This window comes from Saccharothrix sp. NBAS 001 (assembly GCF_056640475.1).
Genome location: NZ_CM153251.1, coordinates 8,269,952 through 8,288,935, shown reverse-complemented (window position 1 = coordinate 8,288,935; position 18,984 = coordinate 8,269,952). Strand labels below are relative to the sequence as shown.

16 protein-coding genes and 1 pseudogene are annotated in these 18,984 nt (G+C 73.3%); 1 reads left to right on the top strand and 16 read right to left on the bottom strand.

The genetic code is table 11. The annotated features are described in order from the left end of the window. Positions 1 to 7 precede the first annotated feature (7 nt). From AC0HI0_RS36675 to AC0HI0_RS36645, 7 genes are all read right to left on the bottom strand, one after another. Positions 8 to 2,089 (bottom strand): bifunctional MFS transporter/dTMP kinase, encoded by a 2,082-nt coding sequence (locus tag AC0HI0_RS36675; protein ID WP_480928058.1) that lies wholly within the window; start codon positions 2,087 to 2,089, stop codon positions 8 to 10. A gap of 25 nt (positions 2,090 to 2,114) precedes the next feature. Further along, positions 2,115 to 2,600, bottom strand: coding sequence for a hypothetical protein (locus tag AC0HI0_RS36670; RefSeq protein ID WP_480928057.1), 486 nt, complete (start codon positions 2,598 to 2,600; stop codon positions 2,115 to 2,117). 15 nt (positions 2,601 to 2,615) lie between these two features. Next, positions 2,616 to 5,360: a type I DNA topoisomerase gene (gene topA / locus AC0HI0_RS36665; protein ID WP_480928056.1), complete on the bottom strand. Its 2,745-nt coding sequence runs from the start codon at positions 5,358 to 5,360 to the stop codon at positions 2,616 to 2,618. Positions 5,361 to 5,486: 126 nt separating this feature from the next. Beyond that, the gene (locus AC0HI0_RS36660) at positions 5,487 to 6,212 is read right to left on the bottom strand and encodes a hypothetical protein (protein ID WP_480928055.1); all 726 of its coding nucleotides are present in this window, start codon (positions 6,210 to 6,212) and stop codon (positions 5,487 to 5,489) included. A 108-nt stretch (positions 6,213 to 6,320) separates the two neighbouring features. After that, a complete protein-coding gene (locus tag AC0HI0_RS36655; protein WP_480928054.1) occupies positions 6,321 to 6,932 on the bottom strand; it encodes a hypothetical protein in 612 nt (203 codons plus the stop codon). A 37-nt stretch (positions 6,933 to 6,969) separates the two neighbouring features. After that, a complete protein-coding gene (locus AC0HI0_RS36650) occupies positions 6,970 to 7,545 on the bottom strand; it encodes a hypothetical protein (protein ID WP_480928053.1) in 576 nt (191 codons plus the stop codon). A gap of 133 nt (positions 7,546 to 7,678) precedes the next feature. Next, positions 7,679 to 9,985, bottom strand: coding sequence for a sodium-translocating pyrophosphatase (locus AC0HI0_RS36645; protein ID WP_480928052.1), 2,307 nt, complete (start codon positions 9,983 to 9,985; stop codon positions 7,679 to 7,681). Positions 9,986 to 10,195: 210 nt separating this feature from the next. On the opposite strand from AC0HI0_RS36645, the gene AC0HI0_RS36640 reads away from it, so the two are divergent. Next, on the top strand, positions 10,196 to 12,544 hold the full coding sequence (locus AC0HI0_RS36640) for a DEAD/DEAH box helicase (protein WP_480928051.1): 2,349 nt from the start codon (positions 10,196 to 10,198) through the stop codon (positions 12,542 to 12,544). Positions 12,545 to 12,687: 143 nt separating this feature from the next. Here AC0HI0_RS36640 and AC0HI0_RS36635 read toward each other — a convergent pair whose 3' ends face one another. From AC0HI0_RS36635 to ssd, 9 genes and pseudogenes are all read right to left on the bottom strand, one after another. Then, positions 12,688 to 13,299 carry a bifunctional DNA primase/polymerase gene (locus AC0HI0_RS36635; RefSeq protein WP_480928050.1) on the bottom strand — a complete coding sequence of 204 codons (612 nt, stop codon included), beginning with the start codon at positions 13,297 to 13,299 and terminating at the stop codon, positions 12,688 to 12,690. Between the two features lie 273 nt (positions 13,300 to 13,572). After that, positions 13,573 to 13,923 (bottom strand): Rv3654c family TadE-like protein, encoded by a 351-nt coding sequence (locus AC0HI0_RS36630; protein ID WP_480928049.1) that lies wholly within the window; start codon positions 13,921 to 13,923, stop codon positions 13,573 to 13,575. A gap of 336 nt (positions 13,924 to 14,259) precedes the next feature. Then, positions 14,260 to 14,595 carry a TadE family type IV pilus minor pilin gene (locus AC0HI0_RS36625; protein ID WP_480928048.1) on the bottom strand — a complete coding sequence of 112 codons (336 nt, stop codon included), beginning with the start codon at positions 14,593 to 14,595 and terminating at the stop codon, positions 14,260 to 14,262. Between the two features lie 71 nt (positions 14,596 to 14,666). Next, a complete protein-coding gene (locus AC0HI0_RS36620) occupies positions 14,667 to 14,822 on the bottom strand; it encodes a DUF4244 domain-containing protein (RefSeq protein WP_480928047.1) in 156 nt (51 codons plus the stop codon). A gap of 28 nt (positions 14,823 to 14,850) precedes the next feature. Continuing rightward, a complete protein-coding gene (locus tag AC0HI0_RS36615; RefSeq protein WP_480928046.1) occupies positions 14,851 to 15,468 on the bottom strand; it encodes a type II secretion system F family protein in 618 nt (205 codons plus the stop codon). Continuing rightward, on the bottom strand, positions 15,465 to 16,223 hold the full coding sequence (locus tag AC0HI0_RS36610; RefSeq protein WP_480928045.1) for a type II secretion system F family protein: 759 nt from the start codon (positions 16,221 to 16,223) through the stop codon (positions 15,465 to 15,467). The genes AC0HI0_RS36615 and AC0HI0_RS36610 overlap by 4 nt, the downstream gene beginning before the upstream one ends. Then, positions 16,220 to 17,351, bottom strand: a pseudogene (locus tag AC0HI0_RS36605) (TadA family conjugal transfer-associated ATPase). Before AC0HI0_RS36605 ends, AC0HI0_RS36610 begins: the two are co-directional and overlap by 4 nt. Continuing rightward, positions 17,348 to 17,548, bottom strand: a complete 201-nt coding sequence (locus AC0HI0_RS36600) for a hypothetical protein (RefSeq protein WP_480928044.1) — start codon at positions 17,546 to 17,548, stop codon at positions 17,348 to 17,350. The pseudogene AC0HI0_RS36605 and the gene AC0HI0_RS36600 overlap by 4 nt, the downstream one beginning before the upstream one ends. Continuing rightward, positions 17,541 to 18,644 carry a septum site-determining protein Ssd gene (ssd, locus tag AC0HI0_RS36595; RefSeq protein ID WP_480928043.1) on the bottom strand — a complete coding sequence of 368 codons (1,104 nt, stop codon included), beginning with the start codon at positions 18,642 to 18,644 and terminating at the stop codon, positions 17,541 to 17,543. Before ssd ends, AC0HI0_RS36600 begins: the two co-directional genes overlap by 8 nt. Positions 18,645 to 18,984 lie beyond the last annotated feature (340 nt).

Below are 18,984 nucleotides of genomic sequence, written 5' to 3'. Positions count from 1 at the left end.
CGAGCTGTCAGGAGTTCTCCGCCACCGGCTGCGCGGTGACGCCGGACAGCAGCGGCACGACGGCGGCGCGCACCCGCCCGGCCACCTCGTCCACGGTCCCGTCGCCGTCCACGACCAGGTAGCGCCCGGGGTCGGCGGCGGCCATCTCGGTCAGCAGCCGCTGCACCCGCCAGTGGTGCTCCACGGCGTCCACGGACGCGCTGCCCTCGGTCGGCGTCCGGTCCAGCAGCACGGTCACGTCCGGCCGCAGCCGCCCGGTGGCCCAGTCGACCAGGCCCTCCATCTCCCGGGGCGCGACGCTGCCGGCCGCGCTGAAGTGCGCCAGCGGGCTGTCCACGTACCGCTCCATCACCACCAGCGAGCCGCCGGCCAGCGCGGGCCGCACCTCGCGCTCCACCACGTCCGCGCGGACCGCCGCGGCGACCAGGGCGTGCGCCCGCACCCCGGCGAGGTCGGCGGTGGACAGCAGGTTGCGCAGCCGCTGCTCGTCCAGGTCCGGGTCGGAGGCGAGCAGCACCCGGTGCCCGGCGGCGCGCAGCGCGTCGGCCAGCAGCCGGGCCTGCGCGGAGGTGTCGGCGCGGCTCTCGCCCTCGACCGCGATCAGCACGCCCGCGCCCTGCCGGGACCGCCCGCGCAGCGCGGCCAGCAGGTCGGACAGGATCGGCTCGGCGCGCCGGTCGTCCATCTGCCGGTAGGCGATCAGGCCGAGCACCACCGCGATCACCGCCGCGCCGAACAGCACCGGACGGGTGCCGTCGACCTGCATCTCGTGGCCGAAGACCGTGAAGTTCTGCTGCTGGATCACGCTGACCAGCAGCGGGGCCGTGGCGGAGGCGGCGAACAGGACCACCTTGAGCAGCGACTGGAGCAGCGCCACGGTCCGGCCGCGCATGGCGTCCTCGACCTCGGACCCGACGATGGTCAGGCCGGTCAGGAACGCCATCCCGGCGCAGCCGCCGACCAGCGCCACCGCGACCAGCGCGATCCACAGGTGCGGGGCGAGCGCGACCAGCACCAGGCTGGTGCCCGCGAGCACGATGGTCACGCCGAACAGCCGGTCGTAGGGCAGCCGGCGGGCCATCCGGGGCGCGATCGCCATGCCGATCGCCAGGCCCGCGAACACCGCCACGAACAGCAGGCCGAACGTCGAGTCGCCGCCGAGCAGGGACAGCGCGTAGAGCTTGGCCGTGCCGATCACCGCGCCGGCCGCCGCGAACGCGCCGATCATGCCGATCACCAGGCCGCGCACCAGCGGCGTGCGGCCGGCGAACCGCAGGCCGTCGCGCAGCATCGCGAAGAAGCCCTCGCGCGCGCCCTGGTCCCGCTTGACCGCGTTCACCCGGCCGGACAGCTCCGGGATGCGCACCGCGACCAGGACCGCCGACGTCACGTACAGCGCGCCGTTGACCATCACCGCGATGGTGGCGATCCGGAACTCGATGTCGGTGCTCTGCAGGTGCAGGTAGCCGGGGATGCCGGAGATCAGCGAGTACAGGCCGGCACCGCTGATCACCGCGATGCCGTAGGTCATCACCAGGCCGAGCTGGTTGGCCGTCTCCACCTGGTCCGGGCGGCGCAGCAGGTTCGGCACCGCCGAGTCCTTGGCCGGGATCCACAGCATCGCGCAGCAGCCGACCAGGAAGTTCGCGATGAACAGCCACCAGGCCGTGCCCACCAGGGCGATCGAGATGAACAGGCCGCCGCGCAGCAGGTCGCAGACGACCATGATCTTGCGCCGGTCGAACCGGTCCGCGAGCACGCCGCCCAGCGGGGCGAACAGGATGCCCGGCAGCAGCTGGGTGAGCACGACGAGGCTGAGCGCGAAGCTCTCCCACTGGTAGCTCTGGGTGAGCTTGGAGACGAGGCCGGTCAGCGCGAGCAGCGACAGCCAGTCACCGACGCTGCACAGGTAGGTGACACCCCAGAGCCTGCGGAACGGCCGGATCGCCAACACGCTGCGAATCCGGTGGCTGGTCGAGGCCGCTGTGCCGCCGCCGTCCTGGATGCTGCTCACCCCCGCCCGCCGAAGCAGATGCGCCCCTGCCGGGGGACCAGGGTAGCCGGGAGCCGCGCACCGCCCGGACCACATCCGCCGTTCGGGTGGTTCCAGGCGGTCAGGTGAACAGCTTGACGACCGCCTCGACGATCTCCCGCACCACGTTGAACATCAGCCCACTCAGCGCGGCGAGCACCACCAGGCACCCGACCAGGCCGCCTTTGACGCTCTTCTTGGCGGGCAGTTGCAGCTGCTGGACCTGGTTCATGGCGGGCCGCTGCGCGTAGGGCACCGACCGCTGCCGGTACGCCTGCGGCGGCGAGTACGACCGCGGCGCGTTCACCCACGCGGGCGCGGCCTGCGGCGGCGGGCCCGGCGCGCGCCGGGTCTGCTTGTGGTGCGCAGGCCGGCGCGGCGGCTCCGGGTAGACCGGCTGCGCCACGACCTGCGGGATCACCGGCGGGCCGGGTGCCGCCGGACCGCTCAGCGCGTCCGGGAACGGCCGGGGCGGGTCGGCGTCACCGGTCACCAGACCCGCGAGCGAGTCCGGGAACAGGCGAGGTGGCGGTGGTTCCTGCGTGCCGTCCGGGCCGAAGTCGTCCACCGCCACATCATCCCGCTAGCTCTTCGCCTTGGCCGGGGCCTTCTTGCGGGCCGGGGCCTTCTTCTTGGGCGCCGGGCCCTTGGCGCGCTTCTCCGCGAGCAGCTCGGCCCCGCGCTCGTCGCTGAGCCCCTCGACGCTGTCCGACTTGCGCAGCGACGCGTTGGTCTCACCGTCGGTGACGTAGGGCCCGAACCGGCCTTCCTTGACCACCATCGGCTTGCCGGACACCGGGTCGTTGCCCAGCTCCTTCAACGGCGGCGCGGCGGCGGCCCGGCCCCGCTTCTTGGGCTCGGCGTAGATCTTGAGCGCCTCGTCCAGGGTCACCGTGAACAGCTGGTCCTCGTCGGTCAGCGACCGCGAGTCGGTGCCCTTCTTGAGGTAGGGCCCGTAGCGGCCGTTCTGCGCGGTGATCTCCGCGCCGGTCTCCGGGTCCTTGCCGACCACGCGCGGCAGCGAGAGCAGCTTGAGCGCGTCGTCGAGCGTGACCGCGTCCAGCGACATGGTCTTGAACAGCGACCCGGTGCGCGGCTTGGGCGCCTTCTTGGTGCCCTCGGGCGCCTCCGGCAGGACCTCGGTGACGTACGGGCCGAACCGGCCCTCCTTGGCCACGATCTCGTGCCCGGTGACCGGGTCGGTGCCCAGCGAGCGGCCCTCCTGCGGGGTCGCGAACAGCTTCTCCGCGACGCCCCGGTTCAGCTCGTCCGGCGGCAGGTCGTCGGGCAGGTTCGCGCGCTGCGACGTGAGCGCGCCGTCCTCGCCCTCGACCTCGCGCTCCAGGTACGGCCCGTAGCGGCCGACCCGGACCACGACCGTGCGGCCCTCCACGTCCACGAACAGCGGGATCGAGTTCACCTCGCGGGCGTCGATCTGCTCGACGCTCGACCCGACCAGCTTCTTCAGGCCGCCCGAACGGCCCACCGACGACTCGGGGCCGACGTTGCCGCCGAAGTAGAACCCGGACAGCCACGTGGTGCGCTCCTGGCGGCCGGCGGCGATGCCGTCCAGCTCGTCCTCCAGCGCGGCGGTGAAGTCGTAGTCCACCAGCCGGCCGAAGTGCCGTTCCAGCAGCCCCACCACGGCGAACGCCACCCAGGACGGGACCAGCGCGGAACCCTTCTTCCACACGTAGCCGCGGTCCTGGACGGTGCTGATGATCGAGGCGTAGGTGGACGGGCGGCCGATGCCCAGCTCCTCCATCGTCTTGATCAGGCTGGCTTCGGTGAACCGGGGCGGCGGGGAGGTCGAGTGGCCGTCGGCGGACAGCTCGGCCGCGACCAGCGCCTGGTCCTTGACCAGCTCCGGCAGCCGCGACTCGGCGTCGTCGGACTCGCCGCCCGCCTCCGAGTCGACCGTCTCCACGTACGCCTTCAGGAAGCCCGCGAAGGTGATCGTGCGGCCGGACGCGGCGAAGGTGACGGCCTCGTTGCCCGCCGTGGTGCCCGAGATCCGGACGCTGGTCGTGTTGCCGCGCGCGTCGGACATCTGGCAGGCGATCGTGCGCTGCCAGATCAGCTCGTAGAGCTTGAACTCGTCGGACTCCAGCTCCCGCGCCACCTGGCCGGGGGTGCGGAACACCTCGCCGGCCGGGCGGATGGCCTCGTGCGCCTCCTGGGCGTTCTTGACCTTCCGGGTGTACTGGCGGGGCGTCTTGGAGACGTACTGCGCGCCGTACAGCTCCGTGGCCTGCGCACGGGCCGCGGTGATCGCGGTCTCGGACAGCGTGGTGCTGTCGGTGCGCATGTAGGTGATGTAGCCGTTCTCGTACAGCTTCTGCGCGGTGCGCATGGTCCGGTCGGCCGAGAACCGCAGCTTGCGACCCGCCTCCTGCTGGAGGGTCGAGGTCATGAACGGCGGGTACGGCTTGCGCGTGTAGGGCTTCTCCTCCACCGAGGAGACCGTCATGGCGGCGTTGACCAGGCCGTCCGCGATCGCGCGGGCCTGCGCCTCGTCCAGGACCCGGACCTCGGAGCCCTCCTTGAGCCGGCCCGTCGACTCGAAGTCGCGGCCGGTCGCCAGGCGTCGGCCGTCGACGGCCACCAGCCGTGCGCCGAACTGCCGGGGGGACGCCTGCTCGCCCGCGTCCATGGTCGCCGAGACGTCCCAGTACGACGCGGTCACGAACTTCATCCGCTCGCGTTCGCGCTCGACCACGATCCGGGTCGCCACGGACTGCACCCGGCCCGCCGAGAGCTTCGGCATGACCTTCTTCCACAGCACGGGGCTGACCTCGTAGCCGTAGAGGCGGTCCAGGATGCGCCGGGTCTCCTGCGCGTCGACCAGGTCCTGGTCGAGGTCGCGCGGGTTCGCGGCGGCGGCCAGGATCGCGGGCTCGGTGATCTCGTGGAACACCATCCGGCGGACCGGCACCTTGGGCTTGAGGGTGTCCAGGAGGTGCCAGGCGATGGCCTCGCCCTCCCGGTCGCCGTCTGTCGCCAGGTACAGCTCGTCGACGTCCTTGAGCAGCTCTTTCAGCTCCGCGACGGTCGCCTTCTTGTCCGGCGTGACCACGTAGAGGGGCTCGAAGTCGTGGTCGACGTCCACGCCGAGCCGCGCCCACGGCTGGCCCTTGTACTTGGCGGGCACGTCCGCCGCGCCCCGGGGCAGGTCGCGGATGTGTCCCTTGGACGACTCCACGACGAAGTCGGTGCCGAGGTAGGACGCGATCTTCCGCGCCTTCGCGGGCGACTCGACGATCACCAACCGCCGGTTGCCGCTCGCGGATCCCCCGCTGCTCTTCTTCGCCCGTGTCGATCCAGCCACGCCGTCCCGCTCTCTCCGAACACTGTGTCCCGACCCGCCAGTGTGCACTGTCCTTTGTCGCCGCATGGGCAGCCCTGGTCGGGACAGGGTGACACAACTGTGCCCGATCGCCCGCCAGGAGGACCGCTAGGCGGCCGGCCAGGTCCGCTCGCCGACCCCTCGGGGAGCCCGCCCGACCAGCTCGGCCAGCCGCTCCAACCGCCGCCGGCCCACCACCCGCAGGGCCGGTCCGCCGGTTTTGAGCAGTGTCGCCGGTAGCCCGGACGCGGCCAACGCCTTTTGCAGCGGTTCGTGCGTGTCGGGTGCTTCGGGGTCGAGCCCGAGCACGTACGCCGACTCGGCCCAGCGGCCCGACGCGAGCGCCCAGAGCCGCAGCACGCCCCCGTGGAGGGTGAAATCGGGTGGGACCACCTTCGCGTCGCCGGCGAGCCACTGGTGGGCCAGTCCGGTGAGGTCGGTGCGGTACGCCGTGGCGACCTCCAGGGCACCGCCGGCCACCGCCGGCGCCTCGACCACCGGCTCGCCCGCGGGTTCCGCCCCGGACTGCGCTGCGGGCTCCTCGTCCGGGCCCGATTCGTCGTGGCCCGGCTCGTCCGTGCCCGATTTGTCCGTGCCCGATTTGTCCGACACCGCGACGGGGCGGCGCACGACCTCCAGCCGCGCCTGCACGTCCCGCTCGGCCAGGGCCGCGACCAGCGCCATCCCGCGCCAGCGCTCGTCCAGGCAGACCGAGATCCGGGCCGCGCGACCGCGCGCGAAACCCACCGCCCGGCCGGGGCCGCACAGCAGCCCGGCCAGGTCCGCGACACAGGGCCGGCGTGCCTCGGCCGAAAAGAAGGACAGTTGCCCCACGGTCCCGCAGCGTAGAACACACGTTCGAGCAGGGCCAGTCTCTGACCGGGCGATCTTACCCGGAATCGCGCGGTGGCCGGCCGGGCGCGGACCCGGCCGGCCCGGGGGTCAGCCGCCGAGCGACTTCAGCTTCTCGGTCAGCGCGGTGCAGGCGGGGGCCTTCTTGAAGGCCTCGCCCAGCGCGGGGTCGTTCTGGAGCTTCTTGATCTGGTCACCGGCGGTCGTCGTCTCGTCGCCGCCGAGTTCACCCAACTTGGTCGCGAACTCGGGGTCACCCGGGTCGAGCTTGGCGACCTCCTCGCTCGCCTTGGTCCAGGTCTTGGACGAGTCGGCGAAGAACTTCACCAGCTCGTCGTGCAGCGCCTGGGCCTGGGGTGACGGCGCGCCGAGGTCCTCCAGCCTCTTGCCCGCGTCGGTGAACGCCTTGCCGGACTTGTCGGCGAACTCCTGGATCTTGGCCTTGAGCGTCGCCGGGTCCGAGGACGCGCCGCCGAGCATGATCTGGAGCAGCTCCACGACACCCTCCAGCGCGGGCGTGATGCCCTCGCAGTAGGTGCCCGCCCACTTCACCGGATCGGCGGAGGCCGCCCGGGTGGTGGTCGCGGCGGCCGAGGTGGTCGACGTGCCGGCGGAGCCGGACGTCCCCGAACCGGAGCCCGAGCAGGCACCGGTCACGAGGACGGCCGCGAGGACGCCGGCCGCCGTCAAGCGAAGTTTCACGATGATTCCCCCCACTTGTCCGATTGACCGCCGGATCCTACGACGTCGGGGTTACCGGTTCGGACGGCCGCAGGGTCCGCAGGGCCTGGCAGGCCGGGGCCTTCTCGGCGGCCTCCTTCAGCTCCGGCGTGGCCTCCAGCTGCTTGAGGGGCTCGGCGAACTGGTCCAGCCGCCCGATCGCCTCGCCGGCCGCCTGGAGCCCGCCGACCGGGTCGTTGGCATCGGCCTGCTCGACCGACGCCTTGGCGTCGGTGAACGACTTGCCGATGTCGGAGAACGTGGCCGCCATCTTCGACACCTGCTCGTCACCGCCGGCGACCGGCGACGGCCCGACCTCGCGCAGCTTGGCTGCCGTCTGGTTGAACGCGTCGGCCAACTGGCCCATGTACGCGCCCATGTCGGCCTTCAGCTTCACCGGGTCGTTCGCGTCCAGCTTCGGCGGTGTCTTGGGCACCGAAACGAACGAGGACGCGGCCGAGCACACCTTGTCCATGTAGGCCACGGTGTCGCCGCCCGACGGGGACGACGAGGTGGTCTGCGCGGGGTCGCCGCCGGAACCGCACGCCGCGACCAAGGCCGCCGACGCGGCCACCGCGACCAGCCGGATCCACATCTCGGATTCTCCATTCACCCGGATTCGACCCCCGGGAACCACCCACAGTGTGCCCATCGCCGCCGGTCCCCACACGCCGAAGCGGGCGCCCCCGGGGAGGGACGCCCGCTTCGGTCGGATCAGACCGGACCGGTCACGCGGCCCCGTTGGAGACCGGGGTCTCCGCCGGGGTGTCCGCGATGGCCGTGCCGCGCCGCTTGGACACGACGACCGCCGCGATGATCACCGCGACCGCGACCAGCGCGATGGCGTAGCGCAGGCCCGCCGACTCGCTCTCGCCGACCGAGAACGCGACGATGGCCGGCGCGATCAGCACCGAGACCAGGTTCATCACCTTGATCAGCGGGTTGATCGCCGGACCGGCGGTGTCCTTGAACGGGTCGCCGACGGTGTCGCCGATGACCGTGGCGGCGTGGGCCTCGGAGCCCTTGCCTCCGTGGTTGCCGTCCTCGACCAGCTTCTTGGCGTTGTCCCACGCGCCACCCGAGTTGGCCAGGAACACGGCCATCAGGGTGCCGGTGGCGATCGCGCCCGCCAGGTAGCCCGCCAGCGGCCCGACGCCCAGGCCGAAGCCCACCGCGATCGGCGCCAGCACCGCGAGCAGGCCGGGGGTGGCCAGTTCGCGCAGCGAGTCCTTGGTGCAGATGTCGACCACGCGGCCGTACTCGGGCTTGACCGTGCCGTCCATGATGCCCGGGTTCTCCCGGAACTGGCGGCGCACCTCGAACACGATCGCGCCCGCCGCGCGGGTCACCGCGTTGACCGCCAGGCCGGAGAACATGAACACCACGGCCGCGCCGATGATGATGCCGACCAGCACGTTCGGCGAGAACACGACGTTGCTGAAGGAGACCGGGATGGTCGCCGTGACGCCTTCCAGCGCCTGCTTGATCGCGTCCTGGTACGAGCCGAACAGCGCGGTGGCGGCCAGCACGGCCGTCGCGATCGCGATGCCCTTGGTGATCGCCTTCGTGGTGTTGCCGACCGCGTCCAGCTCGGTGAGGATCTGCGCGCCCTCGCCGTCCACGTCGCCGGACATCTCGGCGATGCCCTGGGCGTTGTCCGACACCGGGCCGAACGTGTCCATGGCGACGATGACGCCGACCGTGGTCAGCAGGCCGCAGCCCGCCAGGGCCACCGCGAACAGCGCCACGACCAGCGTGCCGGACAGCAGGAACGCGCCGTACACCGCGCCGCCGATGACCAGCGCCGTGTAGACCGCCGACTCGAAGCCGACCGAGATGCCGGACAGGATCACCGTCGCCGCGCCGGTCAGCGAGGTCTTGCCGACCTCCTTGACGGGCTTGTGCTCGGTGCCGGTGAAGTAGCCGGTCAGCCAGAGGATGACGCCCGCCAGCACGATGCCGATGATCACCGCGATGGCCGCGATCAGCGCCGGGTTGCCCGGTGTCGCGATCACCTCGGGGTCGTCCAGGCCCTTGAGCTCGCCGAACGAGCTGGGCAGGAAGACGAACGCGGCCACCGTGCACAGCACGGCCGAGATCACCGCCGAGATGTAGAACGAGCGGTTGATCGCCGACAGGCCGTTCTCGCCGGTCCGGGCGGAGGTGATGTACACCCCGATCACCGCCGTCAGCACGCCGATCGCCGGGACGATCAGCGGGAACAGCAGGCCCTTCGCGCCGAACGCGGCGGTGCCCAGGATGAGCGACGCGACCAGCGTGACCGCGTAGGACTCGAACAGGTCGGCCGCCATGCCGGCGCAGTCGCCGACGTTGTCGCCCACGTTGTCCGCGATGGTCGCCGCGTTGCGCGGGTCGTCCTCGGGGATGCCCTGCTCGACCTTGCCGACGAGGTCCGCGCCGACGTCGGCGGCCTTGGTGAAGATGCCGCCGCCGACCCGCATGAACATCGCGAGCAGGGCCGCGCCGAAGCCGAAGCCCTCCAGCACCTTGGGCGCCTGGCCGGTGTAGACCAGCACGACGAGGGCCGCGCCGAACAGGCCGAGGCCCACGGTGAACATGCCCACCACGCCACCGGTGCGGAAAGCGATCCGCATCGCCTTCTCGCGCCCGCCGGACTCCTTCGCGGCCGCCGCCACGCGCACGTTCGCGCGGGTGGACAGCCACATGCCCAGGTAGCCGATGACGGCGGAGAACGCCGCTCCGACGAGGAAGAACAGCGACCTGCCGATCCGCTCCCCGAGGTCCTCCGCGGGGAGCAGGAAGAGCAGCACGAACACGACGACGACGAAAATGCCTAGCGTTCGGAACTGCCGGTTGAGGTAGGCCGCTGCGCCCTCTTGAACCGCTTTGGCGATGTCCTGCATCTTCGCGGTGCCCTGGCCGGCGGCCAGGACCTCCCGAAGCAGCACATAACCGACGGCGAGAGCAGCCAGGGCGACCACGGCGACCACGGCCACGAGACCTTGGTCACCTCCGGAGAGCTCAAGGCCCTCCGCGAGGAATTGCCGGGACATCCGTCCTCCTGGTGAGTTTTCCAAGCCCAAGGCGGGAAGCACCGCGCTACGCCGGGACCGGCCTTGCTCACACGCGACGGTCTGTCCCGACACAACGTGACGCACCCCTCATTGGATGCGATAGCGGCGGAGTCTATTCAAGGTCCGCAAGTACCCGACACTGAGTCCCGTTCCGTGCACACACCGTTATAGGCGCAGGAAGCAACAGTGATGTCGGTGGTGTGTGCGAAGCTGCGCCCCGTGGCGAACCAGGGACGTCGTTTACTGGACCGGGTGCTCGCCGGGGTCCCCGCCGGAGAGTCGCCGTTGACGCACCGCGCGGACCTCCCGCGCCAGGACGCGCAAGCCGCGCCGTGGCCGTCGTGGGCCGCGCCGGAAGTCGTGTCGGCGCTGGTGGAACGGGGTGTCCCGGAACCGTGGCGGCACCAGGCGCTGGCGGCCGAGCACGCGTGGGCGGGGCGGCACGTGGTGGTCGCGACGGGCACCGCGTCCGGCAAGTCGCTGGCGTACCAATTGCCGGTGCTCAGCGCCGTCCAGGCGGATCCTCGGGCAACAGCTCTGTACCTGTCGCCGACCAAGGCGCTGGGTGCGGACCAGCTTCGGTCGGTGGCGGCGCTGGGCGTGCCCCACGTCCGGGCGGCGACGTTCGACGGCGACACCCCGATGGCCGAGCGGGACTGGGTGCGGGCGCACGCGAACTGGGTGTTCACCAACCCCGACATGCTGCACCGGGGGATCCTGCCCAACCACGCCAAGTGGATCAGGTTCTTCCGCCGGTTGTCCTACGTGGTGGTCGACGAGTGCCACTCCTACCGGGGGGTGTTCGGGTCGCACGTGGCGCTGCTGGTGCGGCGGCTGCGGCGGGTCGCCCGGCGGTACGGGGCGGACCCGGTGTTCGTGCTGGCGTCGGCGACGGTGGCGGACCCGGCGACTTCGGCTTCCCGCCTGACCGGGGTGCCGTGCGAGGCGGTGACGGAGGACTGCTCGCCGCGCGCCGGGCGGACCGTCGCGCTGTGGGAACCGCCGCTGCTGGCCGAGCTGGAGGGCGAGAACGGCGCGCCGGTGCGGCGGTCGGCGGGCGCGGAGACCGCGCGGATCCTGGCGGACCTGGTGGTGGAGGGCGCGCGGTCGCTGGCGTTCGTCCGGTCCCGGGTCGGCGCCGAGCTGACCGCGATCGGGGCGCGCCGGGTGCTGGCGGAGGTCGACCCGGAGCTGGCGACCAGGGTGGCCGCCTACCGGGGCGGGTACCTGCCGGAGGAGCGGCGGGCGCTGGAGAGGGCGGTGTCCAGCGGTGACCTGCTCGGCGTGGCGACGACGAACGCGCTGGAGCTGGGCGTCGACATCGTCGGCCTGGACGCCGTGGTGGTGGCCGGGTTCCCGGGGACGCTGGCGTCGTTCTGGCAGCAGGCCGGGCGCGCGGGGCGGACCGGCGATTCGGGCGCGCTGGTGGTGTTCGTGGCGCGGGACGACCCGTTGGACACCTACCTGGTGCACAACCCGGCGGCGGTGCTGGACAAGCCGGTCGAGGCGACCGTGCTGGACCCGACCAACCCGTACGTGCTGGAGCCCCAGCTGGCGTGCGCGGCGGCGGAGCTGCCGCTGACGCCGGACTCGCTGGAGGAGTTCGGCGGCCCGCTCGCGGTCGAGGTGCTCGACGGCATGGTCGAGCGCAAGCTGCTGCGGCGCAGGCCCAACGGCTGGTACTGGACGTCGCACGACCGGCCGCACGGCGAGGTCGACATCCGGGGTTCGGGCGGTGAGCAGGTCGTCGTGGTGGAGGGCGACTCGGGCCGGATGCTCGGCACGGTCGACCCGGAGGCGGCGTGCTGGACCGTCCACGACGGGGCGGTGTACCTGCACCAGGGCGAGTCGTACGTGGTGGACCGGCTGGACCTGGACAGCGGCATCGCGCTGGTGCACGCGGAGAAGCCGGACTGGACGACGACCGCGCGCGACACCAAGGACATCACCGTCGTGCGGGTGCTGGAGGAGCGGCGGTTCGCCGGGGTGACGGTGTGCCTGGGCGAGGTCGAGGTGACCTCGCGGGTCGTCGGCTACCTGCGCAAGCTCTCGTCCGGCCAGGTGGTCGACTCGGTGCCGCTGGACCTGCCGGAGCGGACCCTGCGGACCCGGGCGGTCTGGTACGCGGTCGGCGAGGAGCTGTTGGGTAGTGCGCCGGGGGGCGCCGGTCTGGATCCGGCGCGCATCCCCGGCGCACTACATGCCGCCGAGCACGCGGCGATCGGCCTGCTACCTCTTTTCGCGACCTGCGACCGATGGGACATCGGCGGCGTCTCGACCGCGCTGCACGAGGACACCGGGGAGGCGACGGTGTTCGTGCACGACGGTCATCCGGGAGGCGCCGGCTTCGCCGACCGCGGGTTCGCGGCGGTGGTCCCATGGCTGGTCGCCACGAGGGAGGCGATCGCTTCCTGCACGTGCCCGGCCGGTTGCCCGTCCTGCGTTCAGTCGCCCAAGTGCGGGAACGGCAACGATCCGCTGGACAAGGCGGGCGGGTTGGCCGTGTTGGACGTCGTGCTCGGGGTTGTCGGGGAGTGATCCCACGACGTCCAACACGGCCTGGCCGGTACTGCTCCCGCGGGTGCGTCCGCGGGGTGTACCCGGGTCGGTCGGTGTGAGGCCGACGACCCTTCTCACGGTGCCGAACCGCCGGAGGAGGACGGCGGTCCGGCCGGCCCTGGTCAGGCCAGTCCGCCGACGAGGCCGTAGTCGGCGGGCGCGTGGACGGCCTCGGTCAGCGCGTCCTGCACGATGCCCGGCCGGGGCAGCTGCCACGCGCAGATCTGCGGCTTGACCCGCCAGTGCACGACGCCGTGCTGGAACGGCGTCGGCGGCAGCGGGACGTACTCGCCCTGGCCGTAGTGGTGGATGTCGTGGTCGGCGACCCAGTCGGCGCGCAACGGCTGACCGGTGGAGACGAGGAACATCCAACGACCGGAAGGGGTGGCCGCGATCGGCACCGGCACCCCGGCGGCCCGCAGCGCCACCGCGGCCCGCCGCCCGAGGTCGGCCCCGACCTCGATGGCGTCCACGCCGTGGCCGGTGGCCAGCAGGATGCTGTAGGAGTGACCGGCCCACCAGGTGGCGACCTGCTCCGCCTCGGTGCCGATGCGCTCCTGCCAGTCGCGGTGCACCGGGGCCGGGCCGTCGTGCTCGACGTCCTCGCGGCCGGCCCACTGCGCACCCGCCGGATAGGTGCCCGGCAGCACAGGCCACCCGTGCCACGCGAGGTTGACCGCCTCTGCGCGCAGCTCGATGCGGAAGGCCCCGCGCCAGCTATCCGACCACTCCATCTTCCGTTCGCCTCCTTGAAGACCACGACACCGTGTCGGGTGTTTTTCGACACCGCGTCGGTGCCGCCACTTGAACTAACGACATGACAGGGACTTCTGGTAACCACCAGTCGACAACTGGTAGGTACGGAACGGCGAACGCCGGTCGGCCGGACGGCCGACAGAACTCCCGCGTTCCCACAGACGGCCCCCGAAGCCGCAACCAGCGGGTGTGTGAGTCCGCTCACCGCCGGAGGGCGACCGTTCGTCGCTGGAGGCGTCGAAGGGCGAAGTTCACCCTTCACCCGCGCCTGCCCGAGCCCGCGCACCGACCGCGCCGGACGACGCGCCGGCACCGGGCACCCGCACCTCGACCACCGCCTCGACCCCGGACAGTGCGCACGACACCAGCTCCGCACCCATCCGCCGGACGACCCACGAGGCCCGCCCACAAGCGACCTCCCGCCCGGCACCCGCCCACCCGGCCGCACCCACCGCGGCGAGATCCGCGACCGCCCCGGCCCGATGCCGCCCGACCACCACCTCCCCGTACCGGACCCCGAACACGACAGCCGCCCCCAACACCCCCAGCAACGCCACGGCCAGCACGCTCGCCGCCCCACGATCACCCCGGACCACGATCACCCCGGACCACCCGACACCACCTCTCCAGCGCCACCTCCGACACCGCCTCCCCTGCACCGCCTCCCCTGCACCGCGCACTGACACCGCGCACTGACGCCACGTCGCAGTCACCCCCGCCGACCTCCGATCCGGCACCCACGCACCAACACCGACCGCACCCCGCCGTGCCCGGCCCGCCCAGCCACTCTGTTGACGCGCGACCGGTCGTCGGTCGCGCAACTCGCCCGGTCGCGCAACGGCCGAAGTCGCGCAACCAGCCACGCCGGCGCGGTTGTGGCCACCGCCGATGCGATCGCGGCCGTTCGAGCACGCTCTCGTTCCAGGTCGGCTCCCGGCTCACCCATCGGGTGTCCCGGTTGGAGGGTCGGGAGCGGTGACGCCTGGTTCGAGCACGGCGTAGGCCTCGGCGTGGACGTCCACCAACGCGCGTCGCGACATCACCTCGACCCGTGCGGTGTCGCCGTCCCGGTGGATGACCAGCTCGGCCCCCTTGGGGGCGATGGCCGACACGGCGGTCGGCGCACGGGCCGAATCACCGCGTGCGACCAGGCGGGCGGCCTCGCGGGCGGCGTCCGTACAGCGGACCTGGGCCAGGACCGTCATCACCACCTCGACGCCCAGCACCACGAACGCCACGAGCCCGCAGACCGCCAAGGCGGCCTCCACCGTCACCGCACCGCGATCCCCGACCGGCGGGGATTCGCGGCGGGCAACGGGTTTCGGCGGTCGCGGGCGGCGGGGCGTCACGTCCCGGCCGCGAAGGCTTTTTGCAGCAAGCCCCGCAGCATGTCGGTCACCCACTCGCCACCGAGCAGCACGACCAGCAGGCCGGCGAACCCGGCTGCCGCCAGCGTGCCGATGGCGTACTCGGCGGTCGTCATTCCCTTGTCGTTCAACACGGTCGTCCTCGCAATCCGTTGTGGATGATCACCAGTTCGCACTCACCCGGCCGGCCAGCCCGATCACGACCGGCAGGACGCCCAGGCACAGGAACGCCGGCAGGAAGCACAGCGCCAACGGCCCGGCCACCAGCACCGCCGCCCGCTGGGCGCGGGCCTCCGCCAGGTCGTCGGCCCGCGCCCGCAGGTCGGTCGCGAGATCCGACACCGCACCGGCCAGCGCCGCGCCGGACCTCGCGCTGCGCCGCGCGGCACGTGCCAGCGGCGCGGTGTCGGGGTGGTCGAGCGCGGCGGCCCACGCCGTCACCGGATCCGCGCCCAACGCCAACAGGTCGCCCACTTTCCGCAGGGGCGCACCCGCTCCCGCCGGTGCGCCCGCCAACACCGCGTGCAACGCCGTGGCCACCGGAAGCCCCGCCCGCAACGCCGCCGCCAGCAGGTCCCACGTCGCGGCCAGGGCGAACGGATCGGGAGCGGCCGCCGGCGATCCGGGCCACCGCACGAACTTCGCCCCGGCGCGCGGAGCGGTGACCGGGTTTCGGGGTCCCGGCGGTGCGGACGTCGGCGGGTGGGCGGTCAGGCGGGCCAGGGGCGGGCGACGGCCGGGGAGGACGGCGAGGGCGGCGGCCAGCAGGAACAGGATCACGTGATCACCCGCCTGGTCAGGTGGGCGCTCCACGTCAGACCCACGCAGATCAGCACCGCGCCCGCCACCAGCAGGACTTGGCCGGCGACGGTGGACGTGAGCACCGCCGCCGGGGCCGACCCGGTCGTCTCTCCCAACAGGACGCCGAACACCGGCAGCACCGCCAGGATCGCCGCGCTCGAACGGGGACCGGCCATCCGGGCGTGGAAGCGGTGGGCGAAGGCGATGCGGCGGCGCAGGTCCCGGCGGACCTCCTCCACCACGTCCGCCAGCGGCACGCCGTGGTCGCCCGACAGCCGCCACGCCCGTGCCAGCGGACGGGCGTCCGGGTCGGCCAACGCCGCTTCCACGTCGCCGCCCCGGGCGGCGGTCGACGCGATCGCGCGGAGCACGCCGTCCGCCGGGGGTTCCGCGTCGGCGGCGGCTCCGGCGGCGGCCTGGGCGGGGTGCGCGCCGGCGCGGAGTTCGGCGACGAAGCCCGCCAATCCCTCGGCGACCGCCGCCGAGGCGCGCAGTCGGGAACGTTCCGCGCGCCGCACGCATCGGGCTCGCCACAACGTGAAGCCTGCCAAGGCACCCGCGAGTGACCCACCGACACCACCGAGCAGGCCGACCGTCGCACCCAGTACGACAACCGTCACCTGGGCGGGTGGTTTCCAGCGCAGACGGCGGGATCGACCGCGCAACGCCTTCAGGCGACCGGCCGCCGACACCGGAACCACCAGCAGCGCCACCGCCAGCAACAGCAGGCTCATGGCACACCTGCCAGGCGACGCAACTCCGCTCCCGCCGGCTGCCAGCCCTCGTCGTGCCGCCACGCCGTGCGGACCAGCAACGCGTCCGACCGCCGCTCGAACACGCCGATCTCCGCCAGGTGCCGCCCGCCGCCCGGACCCCGGCGCACGTGCAGCACCACCTTCACCGCCGCCGCCACCTGGCTGTGCAGCGCCCGCCGGTCCAGCCCGCCCAGCGCCGCCAGTGCTTCGAGCCGCGCGGGCACCTCGGCGGGCGAGTTGGCGTGCAACGTGCCCGCGCCGCCCTCGTGGCCGGTGTTGAGCGCGGTCAGCAGGTCCACCACCTCGGCGCCCCGCACCTCGCCCACCACGATCCGGTCCGGCCGCATCCGCAGGGCCTGGCGGACCAGGTCGCGCAAGGTCACCCGGCCCGCGCCCTCGACGTTCGCGCCGCGCGCCAGCAGCCGGACGAACTGCGGGTGGTCGGGGTGCAGCTCGCCCGCGTCCTCGACGCACACCACGCGCTGGTCGTGCGGCACGCAGCCGAGCAGCGCGGCGAGCAGGGTCGTCTTGCCCGAGCCGGTGCCGCCGACGACCAGGAACGCCGCCCTGGCCCGGACGACGGCGCGCAGCACCTCGCCGGTCTGCCGGGAGAACGTCCCGAGCCGCTCCAACGCCGCCAGGTCGTGCACGGCGGGACGCAGGACGCGCAGCGACAGGCAGGTCGACGGGGTGATCGGCGGCAGCACGGCGTGCAGCCGCACGGAACCCGGCAACCACCCGTCGACGTACGGCACGGCGTCGTCGAGCCGCCGCCCGGCCTCGACCGCGAGCCGCTGGGCCAGCCGGCGCACCGCCGCCTCCCCGGAGAACTCCACGGCGGTGCGCCGCAGCCCGGCCGGGCCGTCGACCCACACCTGGTCCGGCGCGGTGACCAGGACGTCGGTGTGCTCCGGGTCGCGCAGCAGGGGCTCCAGCACGCCCGCGCCCACGAACTCCTGCCGCAGCACGGTCAACGCCCCGCCGCACGTCCTCCTGGCTCACCACCCCGCCGGCCTCGCTGCGCACGGCGGCGGCCACCGACGCGGAGGTGAGTTCGTCGCCGCCGTCCGCCAACCGCCGCCGGACGCGCTCCACGAGTTCGGTCACAGCCGACCTCCCGAGACCCACCGGCGCAGCCGCTCCACCTGGCCGCCCAGCGCCCGCACGACGGAATCCCCCACCGCGCGGCCGTGCTCCGCCGACAGCCGGGCCGCAGTGCGCCGCGCGCGCTCCCGGATCGCGGCGGCCCACGCCGCGAGGAAGGCCGCGAGCCGGCGCGGGCCAGGCCGCGGGTGCTCAGCCACCGTCCACCTCCGACACCGCGAAAGCCTTGGCGGACAACGGCTTCTGGGCGCGCAGCACGGCCAGCACCTCGCGCGCGGCGGTGGCCAGCGGGCCTTGCCGGTGGGCCGGGAAGCAACCCTGGTCGAGCGCGGTGGCCAGCCGGCGTTCCGGCCGCATGGCGGTGAGCAGCGGCAGGCCCACCGCCTTCGCCACCTGGTGCGCGTGGATGCCCGTCGGCGACGGGCCCCGGACGACGGCGTGCAGCGTGACGCCCCGGGTGATCACCTGTTCGGCCACCCGCCGCGCCGCCGCGCACGCCCGCAACCGCGCGGGCACGACCAGGACCGCCAGGTCCGACCGCTCCAGCGCGGCCCCGGCGGCGGGCGACAGCTGCCGGGGCACGTCGCAGACCACCGTCTCCCCCGCGCGCCGCCCCGCGTCGACCACGGCCGCCACGGCCTGCGGTGTCGGGTCGGGTCCGCTGCGCGCGCAGGACAGGAACGACAGCCGGCCCTCGCCCCTGGTCCGGCCGGGCAGGGCGGACCTCAGCTCCGCCACCGGCACCCGGCCGCCGCTCAGGCTCAGGTCCGGCCAGCGCTTGCCGACCTCGCGCTCCGCGCCGAGCGCCAGGTCCAGCCCGCCGCCCAGCGGGTCGCAGTCGACCAGGAGGCCGCGCCCGCCGGCGGCCAGCACGGCCTGCCCCACGGCGGTCGCCAGCACGGACGCGCCCGCGCCGCCGCACCCGCCGAGCACGGACAGCACCCGGCCGCCGCCGGGCGGCGACTCCACCAGGTCCGACAGGGCCTCCTGGAACTCCGCGCGGGCGGCCCGGACGTCGACCACCCGTTCCACGCCCAGTTCCAGCGCCGACGGCCACACCGACCGGTCGGGCGGGCCGGTGGACACCACGAACACCCCGGGCCGCCGGGGCAGCGCGACGCCGGCGCACCCCGCCAGGGCCCCGGCGTCCAGCACGACGGCCGGCGCGGCGCGCCACCGGGACCGGAGCGCGGACACGTCCGGCACCCGGTCGACCTCGCAGCCCGCGACGGCGGCGGCGGCGAGCACCTCCTCCAGCAACGCCGGGTCGTCGACCAGGGTCAGCAGTCGATTCACGGTTCCTCCTCGGGTCGTTCACGTTGGGTGGTGCCCACGTTCCCGAGTGGTGAGGAAGGCCACAACTGCCGATGATCGATCTGTGGACAGCTTTGCGGGCTGTGGACAACTCGAAGCCGCGAATCGGCGGAATTCCCGGTGACCGGAGAAGGCCGTGGCGGAGCGCGCGAGACCGGCCCGGAACGGGCGGGGGATTGCGCGGGGAGGGGGTCGGAACCGACCCCGGACATGGGACGACCCCCGCCAGGGGGAGGGACGGGGGTCGTCATTGGTTCAGTCCCGGGGGGTCGGACTGAACCTGTCCGGTCGAGCCGGACCCGTCTACTGTATCCCCACGGGA

Bases quoted from the DNA above. Each gene is read 5' to 3' on its own strand.
- AC0HI0_RS36635 (WP_480928050.1), bottom strand. From the start codon at position 13,299: ATGGAGTGGTCGGATAGCTGGCGCGGGGCCTTCCGCATCGAGCTGCGC.
- AC0HI0_RS36610 (WP_480928045.1), bottom strand. From the start codon at position 16,223: ATGAGCCTGCTGTTGCTGGCGGTGGCGCTGCTGGTGGTTCCGGTGTCG.
- AC0HI0_RS36650 (WP_480928053.1), bottom strand. From the start codon at position 7,545: ATGTGGATCCGGCTGGTCGCGGTGGCCGCGTCGGCGGCCTTGGTCGCG.
- AC0HI0_RS36675 (WP_480928058.1), bottom strand. From the start codon at position 2,089: ATGTGGTCCGGGCGGTGCGCGGCTCCCGGCTACCCTGGTCCCCCGGCA.
- AC0HI0_RS36645 (WP_480928052.1), bottom strand. From the start codon at position 9,985: ATGTCCCGGCAATTCCTCGCGGAGGGCCTTGAGCTCTCCGGAGGTGAC.
- AC0HI0_RS36640 (WP_480928051.1), top strand. From the start codon at position 10,196: ATGTCGGTGGTGTGTGCGAAGCTGCGCCCCGTGGCGAACCAGGGACGT.